General features: G+C 50.0%; 17 protein-coding genes. 2 read left to right on the top strand and 15 right to left on the bottom strand.

Going from position 1 to position 17903, the window contains the following annotated elements:
• Nucleotides 1-6: 6 nt before the first annotated feature.
• From CVT49_10475 to CVT49_10440, 8 genes are all read right to left on the bottom strand, one after another.
• The gene (locus CVT49_10475; protein ID PKK83050.1) at nucleotides 7-2205 is read right to left on the bottom strand and encodes a hypothetical protein; all 2199 of its coding nucleotides are present in this window, start codon (nucleotides 2203-2205) and stop codon (nucleotides 7-9) included.
• A 256-nt stretch (nucleotides 2206-2461) separates the two neighbouring features.
• Nucleotides 2462-2818, bottom strand: coding sequence for a hypothetical protein (locus CVT49_10470; GenBank protein ID PKK83049.1), 357 nt, complete (start codon nucleotides 2816-2818; stop codon nucleotides 2462-2464).
• Between the two features lie 229 nt (nucleotides 2819-3047).
• On the bottom strand, nucleotides 3048-4562 hold the full coding sequence (locus tag CVT49_10465) for a hypothetical protein (protein PKK83048.1): 1515 nt from the start codon (nucleotides 4560-4562) through the stop codon (nucleotides 3048-3050).
• The gene (locus tag CVT49_10460; protein PKK83047.1) at nucleotides 4450-7272 is read right to left on the bottom strand and encodes a hypothetical protein; all 2823 of its coding nucleotides are present in this window, start codon (nucleotides 7270-7272) and stop codon (nucleotides 4450-4452) included. Before CVT49_10460 ends, CVT49_10465 begins: the two co-directional genes overlap by 113 nt.
• On the bottom strand, nucleotides 7173-7712 hold the full coding sequence (locus CVT49_10455) for a hypothetical protein (protein PKK83046.1): 540 nt from the start codon (nucleotides 7710-7712) through the stop codon (nucleotides 7173-7175). Before CVT49_10455 ends, CVT49_10460 begins: the two co-directional genes overlap by 100 nt.
• 51 nt (nucleotides 7713-7763) lie before the next feature.
• Complete coding sequence (locus CVT49_10450) at nucleotides 7764-8381, bottom strand: hypothetical protein (protein PKK83045.1); 618 nt, start codon at nucleotides 8379-8381, stop codon at nucleotides 7764-7766.
• 378 nt (nucleotides 8382-8759) lie between these two features.
• Nucleotides 8760-9266 carry a hypothetical protein gene (locus CVT49_10445; GenBank protein PKK83044.1) on the bottom strand — a complete coding sequence of 169 codons (507 nt, stop codon included), beginning with the start codon at nucleotides 9264-9266 and terminating at the stop codon, nucleotides 8760-8762.
• The gene (locus tag CVT49_10440) at nucleotides 9263-10216 is read right to left on the bottom strand and encodes a hypothetical protein (protein PKK83043.1); all 954 of its coding nucleotides are present in this window, start codon (nucleotides 10214-10216) and stop codon (nucleotides 9263-9265) included. Before CVT49_10440 ends, CVT49_10445 begins: the two co-directional genes overlap by 4 nt.
• A 40-nt stretch (nucleotides 10217-10256) precedes the next feature.
• Between CVT49_10440 and CVT49_10435 the strand changes: the two genes are divergently transcribed.
• Nucleotides 10257-10457, top strand: coding sequence for a hypothetical protein (locus CVT49_10435; protein PKK83042.1), 201 nt, complete (start codon nucleotides 10257-10259; stop codon nucleotides 10455-10457).
• A 155-nt stretch (nucleotides 10458-10612) separates the two neighbouring features.
• On the opposite strand, the gene CVT49_10430 is transcribed toward CVT49_10435, so the two are convergent.
• The 6 genes from CVT49_10430 to CVT49_10405 are packed head-to-tail and all read right to left on the bottom strand — an operon-like array spanning nucleotide 10613 to nucleotide 15479.
• Entirely contained in the window at nucleotides 10613-11044 is a 432-nt protein-coding gene (locus CVT49_10430) for a two-component system response regulator (GenBank protein PKK83041.1), read from the bottom strand.
• Nucleotides 11045-11091: 47 nt separating this feature from the next.
• The gene (locus tag CVT49_10425) at nucleotides 11092-11763 is read right to left on the bottom strand and encodes a hypothetical protein (GenBank protein ID PKK83040.1); all 672 of its coding nucleotides are present in this window, start codon (nucleotides 11761-11763) and stop codon (nucleotides 11092-11094) included.
• The gene (locus CVT49_10420; GenBank protein PKK83039.1) at nucleotides 11760-12125 is read right to left on the bottom strand and encodes a response regulator; all 366 of its coding nucleotides are present in this window, start codon (nucleotides 12123-12125) and stop codon (nucleotides 11760-11762) included. The genes CVT49_10425 and CVT49_10420 overlap by 4 nt, the downstream gene beginning before the upstream one ends.
• A gap of 3 nt (nucleotides 12126-12128) precedes the next feature.
• Complete coding sequence (locus CVT49_10415; GenBank protein ID PKK83038.1) at nucleotides 12129-13859, bottom strand: two-component sensor histidine kinase; 1731 nt, start codon at nucleotides 13857-13859, stop codon at nucleotides 12129-12131.
• A gap of 33 nt (nucleotides 13860-13892) precedes the next feature.
• Nucleotides 13893-15149 (bottom strand): response regulator, encoded by a 1257-nt coding sequence (locus tag CVT49_10410; protein PKK83037.1) that lies wholly within the window; start codon nucleotides 15147-15149, stop codon nucleotides 13893-13895.
• 48 nt (nucleotides 15150-15197) lie between these two features.
• Nucleotides 15198-15479 carry a hypothetical protein gene (locus CVT49_10405; GenBank protein ID PKK83036.1) on the bottom strand — a complete coding sequence of 94 codons (282 nt, stop codon included), beginning with the start codon at nucleotides 15477-15479 and terminating at the stop codon, nucleotides 15198-15200.
• An 80-nt stretch (nucleotides 15480-15559) separates the two neighbouring features.
• Here CVT49_10405 and CVT49_10400 point away from each other — a divergent pair, with 80 nt between their 5' ends.
• Nucleotides 15560-17719 (top strand): sodium-independent anion transporter, encoded by a 2160-nt coding sequence (locus CVT49_10400; protein ID PKK83075.1) that lies wholly within the window; start codon nucleotides 15560-15562, stop codon nucleotides 17717-17719.
• A gap of 70 nt (nucleotides 17720-17789) precedes the next feature.
• Here CVT49_10400 and CVT49_10395 read toward each other — a convergent pair.
• Nucleotides 17790-17903 (bottom strand): IS30 family transposase (locus tag CVT49_10395; GenBank protein ID PKK83035.1); only part of this gene is annotated, 114 nt, incomplete at its 5' end.

The following is a 17903-nucleotide window of genomic DNA, read 5'->3' as shown; positions in this document are numbered from 1 at the left end:
AAGTAATCACTTCGATTTCAACTGCTTCTCAACTATTTCCAGATTCTCCCGGACGATTTTAGTGCTGGGGTGTTCATCACCCAGAAATTTCCGAAAGATGTCTAAAGCGCGCCGGAAATGAGGCTGTGCCCCTTTCAGGTCGCCGAGGTCTCGCAGGACATCACCCAGGTTGTTAACATCAGTGGCTACATTGGGATGATCATGACCATAAGCCCTTTCATCGATTTTCAAGGCCCGCTCATAATGAGCCTGTGCCGCTTTAAGATCGCCCATGGCTTTCAAGACAAAACCCAGGTTGTTGACATCTATGGCCACCTCGGGATGATCAGAGCCGAACGCTTTTTCATCGATTTCCAAGGCGCGTTCATAATGCGACTTTGCGCCTTTGAAATCGCCCATGTCTTGCAGGACATCGCCAAGGTTGTTGACAAGTGTGGCCACCTTGGGATGGTTGTGACCATAAACTTTTTCAAAGATTTTCAAGGCCCGTTCAAGCAAGTTTCGAGCTTCTGCGAAATCGGCACGTCCCTTTAGATATAGACCAGCCTCATTTAACAGCCATGTTGTTTCATTTGGCAATATTTCAAGCCGTTCAGCATGTTCTGTCACCGTCAATACATGCGGCATCAATAGCTTACTTTGCGACCATGTGCTTAGATCATGCTCTTTAAAAGGAAATTCTAAATTTATTAATTTTGCGGCTGATTCTGCCCATTTATTTCCGGATTCACTTTCGGCCAGGTCGCGGGCGACCGCTTGAACCAGACGGTGTACTGATATTGAGTCACCATCCAACTGAATCATTGAATAATGCCTGAGTGCAACTATTGCCCGATCCAACCTAAGGGGGTCGGCTACTGTATTGGCCAAAGATTCCGGATAATATTTCTTGCCACTAATGAGAAGTTCCTTGGGGATATTGTCAGGCGCCAGATAGGCGCATAGCATGAGCAGATCATGAGCGCCGGGGGCTTCAGTGCGAGCCTGCTCCATGGCCAGATTCCAGGTGGTGGCAACTGTCTCCGGATAATCAATGGGCGGTTTGGCTCCCCCCCAGAGTTCTTTCCTTCGTGTTTTGAATAACTCCAGATAGTCAGCATAGTTTATATCGGTTTCTTCGATATAAGCAGCCGCCTGTTCCAGAGCCAAGGGGAGATCGCCTAATTCATTGGCCAGTTTGTCGGCTCCGGGCTTGTCATCCAGACCGGACCGTTTAATCAGGAAATCGACAGCTTCCGAGCGCTCCAGGACTTGCACTTCCAGTGGTTCCGCGACACCGCGCCAGGCATGATGTCGGGAAGTGATTATCACATGACCGGTGCTGCCGGGTGGCAAATATACCCGGATAGTCTCCGGATCGGGAGCATTGTCGTACACCAACAACCAGTCTTTATTTTTGCCAAGCCAATTCCGGACAGCCTGAACTGTGGCTTTTTGATCCTGAGCCTCGGCTTCCGGCAGACATAGGGCCGCGGCCATTGAAGCCAGATCGCCGGACAGCGTGGCACTGTCTTCGGAGCGCAGCCACCAGACCGCTTTATATTCGGCGGCATAACGATAAGCATACTCAAGGGCAAGCTGAGTTTTGCCGACGCCGCCGAGGCCTTTGATGGCTTGTGTCAGGGCGGTTGTCTGCCCCGAGGTCAAGGCTTTGTGAAGATTATCCAGCAGAGATTCCCGTCCGGTAAAATTCCGGTTTCGCTGGTGGGGGATATTCCAGACCGGCGGCAATTGACCGGGGAAATTGGGTTGTTCCTTAACAGTCCGCTCCGAAGCGCCCGGAAACCCCGGTTTTATATCCGGTTTGGCGCGTTCCTTCTTGATACCGGTCAGGAGAGCTTCTTTGGCGGCTTCCTGAGATTTTCCGACAAAATCGATATAAACAATGGCCTTGAGCAGGCCGGTTAAATCGCATTCCCGGACTCTAATGGGAATTAGTTTCCTTTTCGATCCAGTGGGATCATCGACAAAAGCTGCCGCCCATTCCGGTTGTGTAAATATCGATTTCAAATAGGTTGGAGACAGCAGGGCAATTGTCCTCTCTGCCTCGGTTGCCGCCTTATGCATTTCGAGAACGAAATTACTTCCGGGGCGAAAATCCCACGCCTGCAAGACAGTCGTATATTTGGCCTCTTCGAGCTCCCACGCGATCCACTCGGCCCATTGGCGGTCCGCGCTATTATAGCTAATAAAGAAATCTTTCATCGATTTGCCTTACTTCTGACTTTTCGCTTTTCGAGCTTTGATTCCGACAAGCTGACTTATAATAATACAAGATTAGTAAATCTACAAATGAAAAATTGGTTTGATTTTCGGGCGGTGTCGGGTCACAGCCTGTTACCGATCATTAAAAACGGCCATAAATATAGAACAGATGGAACCGTGGTCCCATCTGCTCTATTAGATGAAAAAAGGAGAACCTAGAAAAAAATTCACCCTCAATGGCGGCAGGAAATATCTTCTATATTTCAACTACCTCCATCATAAGTGAAATTATTAATCTGTTTTCAGAAAGTCTTTTGCCCCTGACCAGGACACCATCATTAAAATAAAAGTCGGTTAGCTCAAGAGGGCTGCCGTCAAGGCCGATCAACTGGGTCTCACTATTGATTATACCGATTTCCGGGACATCTTTAAATGTGACTGTTCCAGTGGCGACATCTATCGAGGCCGAAACGGCCTTAAATTGTATATAACCGTCATTAGTATTCAAAATATCGGCGACCGGCTCGGCCGGATTATTCTCCGAGCAACTCTGGCCCAGAACCAGAAGGATCGCCGTAACCAGAAGAACCACCTGATAGAATCTTGATTTCATGTCCCTCTTTCTTTGTTTACCACAGAAATTATGGCATAGAACATGTTTCTCATTTACCGTCTGATATACAGAGTATATTCGTTCTGATTTCGTGCGTGTTCGGAAGGCAATTTTTCAGATTTTTCAGGATTATTTCGGGAAATTAATCACCGTGGAAAAAGCAGTTATTTGCGTGATAAAAAAGGGACGGCCGGAGGGCCGTCCCGCAAGGCGAATTTGGGACCATTTGTTAACCGACCGGAGGCGGCCCGTTTTTGTAAAGATACTTGATCAAATAGGCCAGATCCAGAATCGTGACACTCCCGCTTCCATCGGCGTCGGCGGAAATAAGGGGAATCGGCGCAGGTCCTCCTCGGTACAGGTATGAAATCACAAACATGATATCCAGCAGGTTGACAATTTCATCATGGTTGGCATCGCCTGACATATATGGCTCACCGACCATTTGCAGGGCAGCGGTCATATTAATCAGGCCGTTTCCGAGCATGCCCTCAATACCGGGATTAAGCGAATCGACATTAGTGGCGGTCTGATTTATGATATTATAGACATCATCCCATTCGATATCGGGGTTCAATGAATAGATTAATGCCGCCAATCCGGTAACAAAAGGCGCGGCGAAACTGGTTCCGCTCCACCAGCCATAGAGAGTGTCCAGATAGGGTGCGTAAATCGCCGTTCCGGGGGCGCACACATTGACTTTAACACCGAAATTCGAAAAGTCGGCCCGGTAGTTAAGCGAGTCGAGGGCGGCCACCGCGATACAATAATATCTCGAAGCCGGAAATGGAAAGATCAGGTTGCTGTCGGTGGAATCATTGCCGGCCGCCGCAATCACCATGACATCATTGTCTCTGGCGTACCTCAGGGCGTCATCGAGAGCGACATTTTCGCCAATCATGCCGAAACTGATGTTTATAACCTTGCAACTGTCGGCGATCGCTTTCAGGACGGCGGCGGCAATATTGTAACCATCGCCCTCACCGGTGGTGTCCAGAACGCGGTAGGCATAAATATGGGATGCCGGCGCCACCAGCTTGACGACACCGGCCACAAATGTCCCGTGTCCGGAACATGAACCGCCCGGCTCATCATTGGCGATAGAGTCATTATCGATAAAGTCCCAGCCGGAAAAAACGCCGCCCGATTTTTCGACAAATTCGGGATGATCGAAATCTATGCCGCCATCCAAAATGGCCACATTGACATCAATCCCCTCGGTGATAATCTGGGCCGTGGCCAGATCGAGAGTGGTTGCGGCCAACTGGGTTTCCAGATCGCCGATACCCTGGTTGTCCAGGAAGGGCTGGCTTCGCTGGAACGGTTCGGGAGCGGCCAGATAATAATTGGCCCCGCAATACTGGACCTCGAACCGGGTATTGATCATGGTTGCGAGGCTTTCGGGATCCTGACCCTCGGGAACGATCAACAGGTAACACTTGATTTGCGGCTGGTAGCTCCTGACAGTCGTGCCATATAGAGTATTGATAATTTCAATATCATATCCGGGCTCCATCCGGCAAACCAGTTCCTCAGGGTTGGAGCCATTATTCAAGCCGGAGCCGAATGAGTGCGGCAACAGCAGGAGCAGCCACCCCAGGAAAATTATCAACGATGTCTTATGAATTATTTTAATTTGCATTTGATCCTCCCATGTCACCCGCGCCGGATATGAAAAAGGCCGCCCAATGATAGGCGGAAGGGTATTGCTCCCTGACCATGTTCGAAGCATAGCGGGCCGCATCCTGAATGTTTATTCCATTGAAAAATTTATCGTAAAATGCTTTCATCCAATAAGCCGTGGTCCGGTCGGAGACCGGCCAGTAGCTGGCAATTACATTACGAGCGCCCATTTCCAGCAGGGATCGCACCAAACCGGTCGATTCCTCGCCGGGCATGGCCACCTGTTCCCCGGACCGGCAGGCGGCCAGGGTCACCAGACCCACATGGAACTGCTTCAAGCGAAAATCGGCGGCAAAGAGCGGGCCATCCTCAAGAACCAGATACGAATAAAACGGGTTATCGGTGCGCAGTTCGGCATGTCCGGTGAAATGCCACAATTGTGCCTCGCCGTGGGACGGCCATCCTGCCCGATGGATCGGGTTATGAATGACGGCCCGGTCACCGGCATGTCTGGAGAAAATTTTCAACTCATGGCTGCTGTAAGGCAGATTCTTGTCCGATCCCCTGAATAGTTCGATTTTATCCGATCCGATTCGGATGCTTCCGGCATGCAGGAAATGCCGCAGACTTGGTGCAAGGATAAAATGATGGCGCTCGGCAAGCCGTCTGCCGTCAACGATAAGAGCCTGCCACGGAAGATTCGCCAATTCTCCTTCGGGAAGTATCAGCACCCTGGGGCAGTCGTGTTCGATTTTCAATGGGGTCCAGAGCCATTCACCCAATTCGGTCCAGAAAGCGGTTTCAATATTTTCATCGGTCTTTTCGCCCAGATAGGAGGCAAGCAATTCGCCTTCCAGAATAAAGCGCCAGCGCTGCATGGCACCGGCCAGTCGAACATAACCATTGTGATAGCGGTGCAATTTCGTTTCGCCGGATCGGTGCACAAAGGCGATAATTTCATCATTTTGAATATGGAACTGAACTACCGGCATTCGACGGGAAACGGTTTCAATATTGCTCAATAACTTTTCCACCGGTGTTACCGATTGATCGCCGGCTGTCTCGGCGGCAATCAATTCATTGCGAACTCTTTTTTGAAGTTGCGTCATTGCCTTATTTATCGTCGCTGGTGAGAGAGATCTTTCGCCGGTTGAGGGAGAAATATGATGAGCCAGGGCGACAACCTGATGGGCCAGTGCATCCAGTGATTCTTCGACATGGCGCCGTGCCGGTTCATCGGCGTTCATCGGTCTCAACGGCGACCAGACACCGGCCGTCTTATATCTTTCCGACCAGATTGCGGCCATGGAAACATCGTGTTCCAGTTCGGAATTTATCAGCCGCAGGTGCGGTGAGCTGTAGATGCGCCCATAGGCGCTTCTCAGTTCCAACGGCGGAAGCTGCGCCCGCACGGAGTCGATCCGCTCGGCCGCTTGGCGCCATCGCCGGCGAGCGGCATCAGGACGACCCTCGGCATTTTCGAAGTCGCCATAGGCCGTTTGCCAGAGTGCATACAGGTGCGGAACATTGCGGGCCGCGCCGTTTTGTGCCAGCCGCTCCAGGGCCTTTTTTGCCTTTTTCGAATCGACCGCTTCATGCAGATCGCAAACCGCTTCCCAGAGCGGCAGTTGCGCCTGGGCAAAATGCTTACGTGCCGATTTGATCTCGGTCAATCGGGATTTCTGATTCCGCCCGGCCAGATCGGCGGCCAGCAGATGAACCACACCGGTAAATCCTTTATTTTTCTCCGCTGTGAAACCGGTCCTGGCACGAGCCATGGCGGTCCTGGCCTCGCGTTTTAAACCCAGTGCGGAAGCAGCCTGACCTCTGAATAAGGAAGCTTTGACTCGTTCGTACCGAAGTTTGAGTTTGGCGAATTTTTTCTCAACGTCTCTGGCAGCCTGAAGAGCATCCGTATATAGGCCCAGACTAAGATAGATTTCGGCCCGGTCAAGCGAGCAGAGAGACTCCCCTCGGGGATCTCCACCCTCATGATATGTCTTTTCACAGGCGGCGAGTTCCAAAAGGGCCATGTGATAATTCCCGCTCAGCATTTGCAGCCATGCAATTCCATAGCGGGCGTCGCATGAATCGAGCGCGTACCCTTCGTTGTCATAAATTTTCATGGCCTGCTGATAAAGCGCCTCGGCCGGATGAAAATCAAAAAGCTGTACGAGTGTATTCGCCCGATTGTAGTAACACCGGGCCACGGCGATACGATTGTCGGTTTTTTCAAAAAACTCGGCGGCGGTCCGATATAGCTTTTCCGCTTCGCGGTGCCGGTCCTGACGATGAAGCAGGTTGGCATAATTCACCTGTGTCTGGGCCAAATCGGTTTCCGAGCCGAGAATATTAAATGATTTTATGGCGCGATTCGCCGCCTGTCGGGCTTTGGCAAAATCGCCGAGATACATATAGACATCGACCAGCGCCCGATCAATCCGGCCGCGAACCAACGGTTCGGGTGTGGCCAGTTTTCTTGCTTTTAAATATGCCCCAAGAGCTTCGGAATGAGCGCCGCTCATATGCGACATGCGGGCCAGGGTCCGATATGCGGTCAATTGCATAGTAAGGCCACAGGCTTCGGCTTTTTTAATAAAAGAGCCTGCCATTGCCCTGGCTGATTTCAGGGAATGTCGCGCCTCTTTCTGGATCAGGGCATCGCATTCCTTGGCGAGTATATCTTCAGTGAAATCCTTGATATGGCCGGTACTCAGAAAGCGGCGTGCGGCTATTTCAAGCGGCGGTTTTTCCATACTAACTCCGGCAGTCGGATATCGAACGCATCGGATTTGAGAGAAATTTTCCTGGGGGGTTTGGTTCCTGACCATTGATAAAGGCCGCTCTTGTCAGGCGATATCATTTTCTTGTCGGCCTCGACGACAACTGCGACATCTGATTTGCTCTTGACCTGTGCCACCAGCACCCAGCTCTTTTGAAGGCGCTCCGCGCGAAGATCAAAAACAATATCATCGGCGGTGAAGCGGAGTCGGCGATGCTCGGAGGCGACTTCGCTGCGCACTCCAACCGGTTGAGGTATTGCCCATGAGTCAAAAGCGATAAGCGCCGACAGGCGTTTGAGTTTGCTCCGGACCCCGGCGCCTTTCATAATCGCAACGGCCTTATCCACCCAGGCTTTGGGCGCATCGGGCAATGCGGGACGATTGGCGACAGCATAAATCCTGAACAACTCGGCCATTTCCCGGCACTCGACACATTCGGTCAAATGCCCGGGCAGTTTCTCCGGCTGCTTCTGCGCAAGCTCAATCAATTCTTTTCGACTCAGATGTCTGCTCGTAATATTCCTCCTTATCTTCATACATTACAGAGTCGATTTAGCGTTATTTCGTTCTCCCGCCCCCTGATTTTTCAAAAGAATCTGCTTAAGTCTTTCCAGACAGCGGCGGCGAAGAGGACCCAGGGAATTTGAAGATATTCCAAAAGATATTGCAATTTCTTCATATGACTTATTTTCGGGGGCAAAGAAAAAGGCCTCCATAACCTGCTGACAGCGCCGGTCAAGCTCATCCAGAGCGATTTCGAGCCGGGCCTGGTTTTCCAGTTGCTCCAGTTCCTCGTCGGGAAGAAGAGCCGGGCTGACCAACTCCGCCTCTTTATTGACCGGGTTATTCCCGTACCGGCAGGATGAAGTATCCGTAATTCCCGAGTCTCGGTCCGCCCGGCGGCGAAGCAACAAAGCTTCCCGCTTGGCCGTAGTCACCAGCCAGGCCGAAAGCCGCGACGGGTCCTTTAATTTTTTGCGGTTTTTGTAAAGTGCCAGCCAGGTTTGCTGGAAACAGTCGGCGGCATCCATCATGGTCAACCCGGCCCGGGTAGAAACAGCATAGACTAAAGCCTGGTAGCGCTTTATCAGCTCTTCCCAGGATTTGCCGCTATTGGCAATAATTTCCTGCCATAATTCCGCGTCAGTCTTGAACATTGCCGCTTATTCCATCCAAAATCCGACCATTTATCCAACCTGTCTCATTAGCGAGAAGCTTTTCTACCGGAGCGAGCGAGAGAGCATCTCAACCTACTTTACTGCCCGATTCATGGCGCTGAAAGCCAGACTGTATTTCTTATATGGTCGTTACTATCCATGAAATCACACCATTATAATAAACAGCATATGTTCAAAATTGTCAAGCCTTTACGTGGATGATGCCCCGGCGATCCGGAGCGCAAAGATGTGTTTTAACGGGCCGGAAAAAGGGGAGTGATTTATTACGCCGTGGAACTGATGCAGATGTATCGATAGATTTGACCTTCAGGTTCTGCAAATCCTAAACGGTATTATTGTCTGCCCGGATTCCTGTAATTATATGCTGCTAAGGGTGAGGCAGATATAAATGGCATGGCCGAGAGCTTTCGGATTCGTTGAACTTATCCGAATTGTCGCATTTTGATTCAGGTCCTGTTCCATGATCAGCTCAGGGTTTTCCACCGGCTTCCAGCTGAATTCCTGTCCGTCAACATCCACCACCAATTTCTGACAGGGCTGATCCTCCTCTGTGAAGGCGACAAATTCCAGCTTGTGGGAACCTTCCGCATTGCGAAACATCCAGACTATCTCCTTTTGATTGCAGTCGATTCTGGAACAGATAATCTGGGATCCCGTGGTGTCATGCACCACGACAATAACGGTATCGACGATGATAGTGGTGTCTGATGTATTCAAAGTATCCAGGTTATAGATGGTATCGACTCCGGTAAATCGACTGGGTGGTGCGACATTTTCAATGTCCAAAGGATTGGAGCAATTAACACAAAAATTGACGACCATGCATAATATTGATAAAGCGGCAAGGACGATAATTCGTTTCATCGGGCGCCTCCAAAGGCTATATGGGTCGAAACGGCGAAAAGAAACTGGCCGTTCTTTGCTCGCGACTTATTATCATCGGCACGACGGTGCATCGAGGGATTATATGCTCCCGTAACCGAAAGGAACTTAAATGGGTAGGCCCGCAAACCGAGCAGCGGTCCTTCGGATAATTTTACATACTCATAATAATCCTGAGAAATTTCCTCGATATGCACCCAGCCGCCGAGGATGCCCACCGGCAGATTCTCATACGGGAAGATAATCAGGTTTCCGCCGACAAGACGGCGCCGGGTATCAAGCTCCTGGCCGTAATAATCGAAGGTGCCGTTCCAGAAAGTGTGCCCGACGATGCCTTCGGCATGTATGAACTGTTTATATGTCAGGATACCGGAGGCGGTGGGGATTCCCCCGAAGGGTGAAGAAGATACTCCGAGGCATAACTGAAGGCCGAGATTTTCCGTGAAACTGCCGGGGACCTCTTTCACTTCGGTGAAATGTTTTTCAATGGGCGGGCGATTTTCGACATTGGCAAGCCGGGAGCTTATATCCTGCAGGTCCATATCGACACGAATCCCGGCATAGCGGAAACGGGCTGCTTTCTCCTGTGAATCATTGGACTGAATAATAATTTGCGTTGAATCGACCTTGAACTCATTGATCAACAGATTACGAAGAATATGCGCCCGGCCCAGCGCCAGGGACGGATTCTTGGCGTCATGATTTTCGCGGTATTGATTGCCGTCGGAACCGCCCGTAACAATGGCCCGGGCGAGAGGGTACTTTTGCAGGGTGTCCGAGATTGCTTTCAGGTCGGTCATGTATGGCTGGAATAATTCCTTGTTTACGCTGCCTCCGACTCCCAGCGGAAAATCGGCGATGATTACTTCCTGGGGGAGAGCGATTCCCGCAAGCAGAGCCAGGCTGACGATGGTATAAATTATAAGTTTCATAAGTCGGCCTCTAATCTTTTGCCGGCAGATCACCTGTTCTATGGGTGAAGTGTCGAATGTGGCTATTTTTATTGCCGGGGCTCAGTCATACCGGCAGGGAGAAATTCGCGATCTGGCTGGTATCGCACCGGTTTTCAGCGCCGGCTGCAAATTATTGCATTTTTCATGTCGAGGTCCCAGCTTCGAGCCCCGAAATCCGGGCTCCATTTTCGCCATAAGTATGGTATTTGGAGCGGATTAGGATGTTTATCGAATATGATTAGAGCAAAAAGTGTTCCTGATTGGAATAATCAAAAAGAAGGTCGGCCTATACGGATAAGGATAATAGTCAGAACATCCGACAGGATGAAGTCCTGCGTGCGGAAAGAAACCAAAACGGACCCGTGGCAAGTATTTTTACCAGCCTTTTTTCCTGGCGATGCTGGAAATTTTCTGGTCAAGTTCCTCAGTGAAAAGAGCCAGTTTTTTTGCCTGGGCAGCTTCAATTTTGGAAACCAGGGTTTCGATCTCGGCCGGTTTTTCAAGAAAATCGGCGGCACCCATTTTGACCGCCTCGATCCCTTTCTGTATCGTACCCTGACCGGTCAGCATGATAATCTGAAGCGTCGCATCTTTGGCCAGCAGTTTTTCCATAGTTTGAAGGCCGTCCATTTCGGGCATGGCCAGGTCGAGGATAATAGCGTCAAAGTTTTTCCGGGAAGCCAGCTCGATGGCTTTGAAACCGTTTTCGGCGGTTTCCACATCGAAACCGCGGGCGATCATCCGCTGAGATAAGATGTCGCGAAAATCCTCTTCATCGTCAACTATTAAAACTTTGACATTGGCCATATCTATTTCCTTTCAGAGTGCTGTTATATACAATCCCATGAAAACAGTTAAACCGCCAGCGGGAAGCTGAAATAAAATTTTATTCCGGAACTTTCGGAGACAGTTTTCAGCGTTCCTCCCGCAAAGGCGGTAATATTTTCAAGATAAGCGCTGTTCATATCACTCTTTATATCAGTCAGTTTTCCTTCCATAATAATAACGGCATCGGCGCTCTCCGATTTTAAGGATATTTTCACCAGATCGTCTTTCTGCGCCGATAAGAGTAATTCCTTGAGCGCCTCATAGAGGATTTTCCTTACCAGGTAGGCATCAGCTTTAATCTCGATTGGCGCCTGCGGGATATCCAGTTCCATGACAACCGCTTTGAGATCCGCAAATCGTTTTGTCAGGGCGCCCCAGTTTTCAAGCATCGTGTTGGCATTGAAGGCCGCATCCGGCTCATCGGTACTGTGGGCAAAGGAGTTCAAGTGTTTGACGACGCCGATTCCCCGCTGTGAGTTTTTTCTGATTTTGGCCGTAATCTGTTTCAGTTTTTCCTCGGTCAGGGCCATGCCGCCGGAGGGAGCGGCCATGAAATCCTCGACCAGGCCCGCCGATTGATCGATTATGGAAAGGATATTATTCAGCTCATGCGTGACCGAAGCCGTAATGATCCCGAAGAATCGCAGCGCCTCCTCCTCATTGAACGGCGAGGAGGCCTCCTTTTTATCATCCGTCATTGGGCTGCCAGCGCCTCCTTCATGACTGCTACCAATCTGTCGATATTGATCGGTTTGGGAAGGTACTCATAAGCCCCTTTCGGTAAATCATCGGTAGTTTCCGGTGATCCATGACCGGTTATCAGAATGATGGGGACCTTGGGGAATTCGCTTTTCAGAACGCGCAGGGTCTCGATACCGCTGATTCCCGGCAATTTCAAATCGAGGACGACTATATTAAAACGCCGTTTGCGCATTTTCTGAATTGCATCGGCGCCGGTCAGACTGTATTCGGCATCGATGTCACGATAGGTGAGACGCTCCTGCAAGGTCGTAACCAGTTCTTCTTCATCATCGACAAGTAATACTCTAAATAGACCCATAGTTTACCCCTGATAGGGAATGACTCGGCCCGCAGTCGGCAGTATGACCTTAAAATCAGTGCCTTTACCGGGTTCGCTTTCCACTATTATTTCTCCGCCCAGTTTCTGGACAATATCCTGCGTTATGGACAATCCCAGGCCGGTCCCGAATTCCCCTTTGGTCGAGTAGAATGGTTCGAATATATGTTCCAGCTCATCTTTGGGAATACCGACACCGTTATCAGTGACGGTAACGGCAATTCTCTTGCCGTCCGCCTCGGCAATGGCGATATCGATGGATCCGCCGTTGTCAACCGCCGCAAAGGCGTTATTTATAATGTTAAGAAAGACCTGCTGAAGCTGGCCCCGATCGCTCTGAATAGTCGGGATATTTTCCTGGAAATTGTAACCGATTATGATATTGCGGTGCTTGATTTCGGTGCTCTGAAAGCCGACCACTTCCCGGAGAAGATCGCCAAGGTCGATGGTCTCGACCTTGTTCTCCATCCGTTTGGCAAAACCCAGAAGCCGCCGCGTGACTTTACTGCACCGTTCGACCGAATTGGTGATGGAATTGGTGATGGCCATGAATTTATCGCGGCTGGGAAAATCTTTTGTGTGGGTGATGAGATCCTCGAGCAGACCGGCCTTTTCATTAATAATTGCCAGCGGATTGTTTATCTCATGAGCAACCCCGGCGGCCATGCGCCCGACGGTTGCCATTTTATTGGTGTACTCGATATTGTGGAATATTTTAGCCCGCCGGCGGTCAAGCTCACGGAGCCGTTTGACGGTATGACCGGCGCCATAAAATATCACAATCAAGATCAGGACGATACTCAGAAGGAGAAACCAGATTATACCGGCACGATGATAGGCCCAGTGTATATAAATATTCTCGTGCTGCTTCAGCACCATCAATATAAACGGTGTTCCTTTTATGTATGAAAAACCCCTCGTGTTCATACGTCCGTTTTCATTGAACTCGTCGACCGTCTCGACCAGTTGAATTCTTTTGGGAACAGGGATGCTCATTTTCTCCATGACTTCACCATAGAAAACGGAGGGTGTCTGGAGGATACCGTCACTGTTGACGATGAAAACATCGGTGTTCTGGTCAAGCTGGGTGGTCGTTATCTGCTCGCTCAGAAGCGACATGTCGATGGTAGCCCGGAAAACGAAGAAACTGCTCTCATCGATTTCATGTTTGAAGGCAATCACGAAATGGGGAAGTTTGCGATGTCCCAGAAAGACATCGCTGACATAGACTCCCCTCACCAGCACCTCACTGAACCAGGCCTGATCCCGGTAGTTGCGGCCGACCAATTCATAGGGCCCGATATAATTGGTCTGGATGCCGTCGGCATTAATAACGCCAAGATCGACAAAGCCGCCGAATGAATTGTTCAGATTTTTTTGAATCGACTTCAACCCTTCGGGACTGGTCAGTTTCTGATAAGGCTGTTCGTTAAGAATAAGCGACAGCGCCGACCGGCGCTCCTCGATAATAAATTCAAGATTCCTCTTGGTATTGGATAATATGCGGGTAACGGCATAACGGCTTTCGGCGATATAGGCCTCTTTATCCTGATAAAAGTTAATGATGACCATAATAATAAGCGGCGCCAGTGCAACCAGCGATGTGGCGATCACCGAACGCCGTCGGAGTTTTCGGTAGCGCGGCAGCCCCTCACCGGTTGGGACCATGCTGCTTTCCGATTCACCGATACCTTTTTCCCAGGAAGAATCTGTCATATGTTCCGCAAATAAATTATTAAAACATTACAGTCATTCCGAATCCGGTTTCGACCGGTTTTCCGGGTCCTCGGTTGTGTCGGCCTTCAGACGACTGATTTTCTGATAGGCGTCCCGCATCACCTTGGCGAGAATATCGATATCGACCGGTTTTTGCAAATAGGCAAATGCCCCCAGTTCTTCCGAGATGGCTTTTTCCTTTTCGGAACCATGCCCGGTAAGAATAATCACCTCGACATTGGGATAATCTTTTTTGACGCGGCGAAGGACCTCGATACCGTTTATTCCCGGCATCATCAAATCAAGGACCATAACATCAGTCTGGTTCCTGCTGACAAAATCAATTGCCTGCTCGCCGTCATAGACAATCGAGGATTCCAGGTTGCGTGTCTGGAGTCTCTCCGAAAGTGTCTGGACGAATTCCTTCTCATCATCGACCAGCAAAATTCTGGGCGGCAGATCCATATTGGCCCAGGGGTTGGTCGATGATGCCTGGAATTTGGGGCCCGGGCGGACATTCACGTCGGTGACACCTTCGATACCCCGGGTAATCTGGATCAATTTCTCCTGATGCTGCTTCATCCGGATCACTTCGTGGTCGATCAGCAACGTTACATTTCCGTTTTCCGAGAAAACCTCAAGATCATAGCCCGCTTTCGTCAGAGTCAGATTGATTTTTGCACTCAGCAGGAAATCCTCGGCGGAGCTTTGTGACCTCGGTGTCGTTTTCAGCTGGTCGCTGCCGGCATATTTTTTAATAATCTCCACGGCCTGATCAATCGACATATCGTGAATTGGAATGACAATATCATATATTTTTGAGTCATAAGGGGTGGAATCAACCAGCTGGCCGGTCCATTGTCGCATCTTTGAATCATAACCGTGTATCATGCCTTCCGCTTTTCCTTTTGGAATGGACAGGGATTGAATTGCCTGCTCGACACGGTAAGCAAAATCGGCAATAACGCATACCCGAAGTATATGGGTGATATTTCGCGGCAGAAGATGCGCGGCGGAGCCGAGGATTACACAACTATCTTCCAGAATGAGTTTCGCCAGAGCCATTTTAAGAAAGGCAATATTTTTTTCTCTTTCCCGGGTTATTTTGTTCAAGGTGGGAGTTTCACCCTGAAGGGTTTGCTGAAGTTTCTTCTCCGGAATATCGAATTCGGAGCTTGCCTCGGTGATCAGGATTTCATCGATCCTTTTATAACCAAGGGTTTGTGCTGTTTTTTCGGCGATTTCATCGCCGCGGCAAAACGAACCGCTGAAAATAGAAATTATTGCCACAGGTTTATCCCTTTCCAGCCATTAAGCCGCCCATAATTGAAAATAATATTACTTGAATGTTTTGGCAAGCCAGAATCCATTTTTTTGTGGACAAATCGGAACATCCGCAAAATTGGCGATTTTCATTTTTCTTATAATAATGGGGTAAAAAATAGAGAAAAAAACCGAAAATAATGATGGGAGGCAGTGAAGGTGAAATTTGACTTGCGATGTTGGGGATAATCCCATAATTTGCAATTTTGATATCAATGGAACTGATAAAAGATTTGATTTGTGTGTGAAGGCAATTTTAATACTTTTAGAATGCTCCTGCCGACATGGATTCGGCATGAAATATCGGCCACTGATGTGGTTGTCCGGCGAAAGCAGTAAGGCTTATGTCCAATAATAGCCGCAATTCCCGAAAGCCGATTATAGCAAGATTCCTGCCGTTTCTGGAATGGTTTAAGGGCTATACCATACATCACTTCCGACTGGATTTTGTCTCCGGCATCACGGTGGCACTGGTTCTGGTTCCGCAGTCGATGGCTTATGCGCAACTGGCCGGCCTGCCCGCATATTACGGCTTATATGCCGCCTTTTTACCACCTTTGGTAGCATCCCTGTTCGGGTCCAGCCGGCAGCTTGCCACAGGACCGGTTGCCGTTGTTTCATTGATGACGGCCACGGCGCTGGAACCGCTGGCCACGGCCGGAAGCGAGATGTTTGTGGCCTATGCCATTCTCCTGGCTCTGCTGGTCGGACTTTTCCAGCTTCTGCTGGGCGTTTTAAGGCTTGGGCTGGTCGTCAATTTCCTGTCGCACCCGGTGGTGAACGGTTTTACCAATGCGGCGGCGCTGATTATTGCCTCATCACAGTTGGCCAAAATTTTCGGTGTCAATGTCGTCCAAGCCGAACATCAATATGAAACCGTCTATAATATATTCAGGGCGGCGTGGTATTTTACGCACTGGCCGACCCTCGGTCTGGCCATTCTGGCCTTTATTATCATGTATGCCATACGCCGGATAAATCCGCGGCTGCCATATGTTCTGGTTGCGGTGGGAGTGACAACGATTATTTCCTGGGCGACCGGTTTTGAACATAATTGCGCCATGAAATTGAATCAGATAAAGAGCCATGAGGCCGTCAGGACCATAAATCAATTTAATGAGACCGTTGACAGGATTCAGGAACTGGTCGATCAAAGAATTCAACTCGGTGCGGATATGAAAAAGGCTGTCGGTGTCTATGGCGAAAATTCTCTGGCGGCCGCTTCGGTTCATAATGAATTATCGCTTTTGAATATCGAAATCGAGGAATTGAAAGAGCGGAACCAGCTGCTGAAGCAGCAATTATGGATGATACACCTGAAGTCAACCGGGACCCACGATGGTGCCATGGAGTTTTATGATCTTCAGACCAATATTGCCGGGATGCAATATGATCAATATAACTGGCGGCTTCTGGTGGGGAACAGGCGCATCGACAGCGCCGCCGTCAGGATGGCCTGCGGCGGAAGTGTCGTCGGAAATATCCCGCGTGGTTTACCGTCACTGATTTTTCCCAAATTTGATACCTCGGTAGCTTTTAATTTATTGCCGATCGCCATTATCATATCTCTTCTGGGCTTTATGGAAGCCATCTCGATTGCCAAGGCGATGGCCGCCCGGACGGGGCAGAGGCTTGATCCCAACCAGGAATTGATCGGTCAGGGCATGTCCAATATTGTCGGCTCGTTTTTCCAGAGTTATGCCGTATCGGGCTCGTTTTCGCGGTCGGCGGTGAATATCCAGTCGGGCGCGGTGAGCGGGTTGTCGAATGTCGTCAGCAGTCTGGTCGTGGTGATCGTGCTGATTTTTCTGACGCCGCTGCTGTACTATCTGCCGCAGGCGGTTCTGGCCGCCATCATCATGATGGCGGTGATCGGCCTGCTGAATGTGAAGGGATTCATTCATTCCTGGAAAGCGCAGAAATATGACGGCATTATCGGCCTGATCACGTTTGTCCTGACGCTGGGATTCGCGCCGCATCTCGAGTGGGGCATAATGGTCGGCGTCATTCTGTCGCTCGGATTGTATATGCTGCGTAACATGAAACCGGATATTGCGCTGCTCGCGAAACACCCCGACGGAACCTGGCGCAACAGCGAGCGTTTCGGCCTGGCGCGATGCAAACACCTGGCGGTGGTTCGGTACAACGGCTCCCTGTTTTTTGCCAACACGAATTACCTTGAAGATAAAATTCTCGAGCTGGTATCTTCGATGCCCCACCTGAAACAGGTCATCATCGTCGGCAACGGCATCAACGAGCTCGATGCCTCGGGTGAGGATATCCTCTCGCTTCTGGCCGACCGGCTCCGCGAAAACGGCCTGGGCGTTTCGGTAACGGGGCTGAATGATTCGGTTCTCGACGTCATGCGGCGGACACATCTTTATGAGAAAATCGGGGAGAACCAGCTTTTCCGCAACGTAGCCAGGGCCATCGATGCCCTGCACCGCGAGGCGCATATCGGATCGGATGAGGCTCCCTGCCCGCTTCTGGAAGTGGTCTACCTGGACGGCGACAGCGGCGGCAAACCCCGCTGGTAAAATGATTTCAGTCAATTTCTCTTTTGTGAAATTCATAAATCTTAATAACCGGTCGAGGGCACCCCGCTTGTCATTCCCGTGGAAACGGGAAGGTGGATTCACATTTGAAGTGCAACAATTGCTCTAAAAATACTTCAGACGGTGTTTGAAAGTCCAGACATTTTCTCGGAGTATTATTATAGAT

Source organism: candidate division Zixibacteria bacterium HGW-Zixibacteria-1 (genome assembly GCA_002838945.1).
GTDB lineage: Bacteria > Zixibacteria > MSB-5A5 > GN15 > PGXB01 > PGXB01.
This window is presented reverse-complemented; position numbering and strand designations above follow the sequence as displayed.

Coding starts and splice junctions, on each gene's coding strand:
- CVT49_10475 (PKK83050.1), bottom strand. CDS start 2,205: ATGAAAGATTTCTTTATTAGCTATAATAGCGCGGACCGCCAATGGGCC.
- CVT49_10470 (PKK83049.1), bottom strand. CDS start 2,818: ATGAAATCAAGATTCTATCAGGTGGTTCTTCTGGTTACGGCGATCCTT.
- CVT49_10465 (PKK83048.1), bottom strand. CDS start 4,562: ATGCGGCCCGCTATGCTTCGAACATGGTCAGGGAGCAATACCCTTCCG.
- CVT49_10460 (PKK83047.1), bottom strand. CDS start 7,272: ATGGTCAGGAACCAAACCCCCCAGGAAAATTTCTCTCAAATCCGATGC.
- CVT49_10450 (PKK83045.1), bottom strand. CDS start 8,381: ATGTTCAAGACTGACGCGGAATTATGGCAGGAAATTATTGCCAATAGC.
- CVT49_10445 (PKK83044.1), bottom strand. CDS start 9,266: ATGAAACGAATTATCGTCCTTGCCGCTTTATCAATATTATGCATGGTC.
- CVT49_10440 (PKK83043.1), bottom strand. CDS start 10,216: ATGAAACTTATAATTTATACCATCGTCAGCCTGGCTCTGCTTGCGGGA.
- CVT49_10435 (PKK83042.1), top strand. CDS start 10,257: ATGGGTGAAGTGTCGAATGTGGCTATTTTTATTGCCGGGGCTCAGTCA.
- CVT49_10430 (PKK83041.1), bottom strand. CDS start 11,044: ATGGCCAATGTCAAAGTTTTAATAGTTGACGATGAAGAGGATTTTCGC.
- CVT49_10425 (PKK83040.1), bottom strand. CDS start 11,763: ATGACGGATGATAAAAAGGAGGCCTCCTCGCCGTTCAATGAGGAGGAG.
- CVT49_10420 (PKK83039.1), bottom strand. CDS start 12,125: ATGGGTCTATTTAGAGTATTACTTGTCGATGATGAAGAAGAACTGGTT.
- CVT49_10415 (PKK83038.1), bottom strand. CDS start 13,859: ATGACAGATTCTTCCTGGGAAAAAGGTATCGGTGAATCGGAAAGCAGC.
- CVT49_10405 (PKK83036.1), bottom strand. CDS start 15,479: ATGCCGAATCCATGTCGGCAGGAGCATTCTAAAAGTATTAAAATTGCC.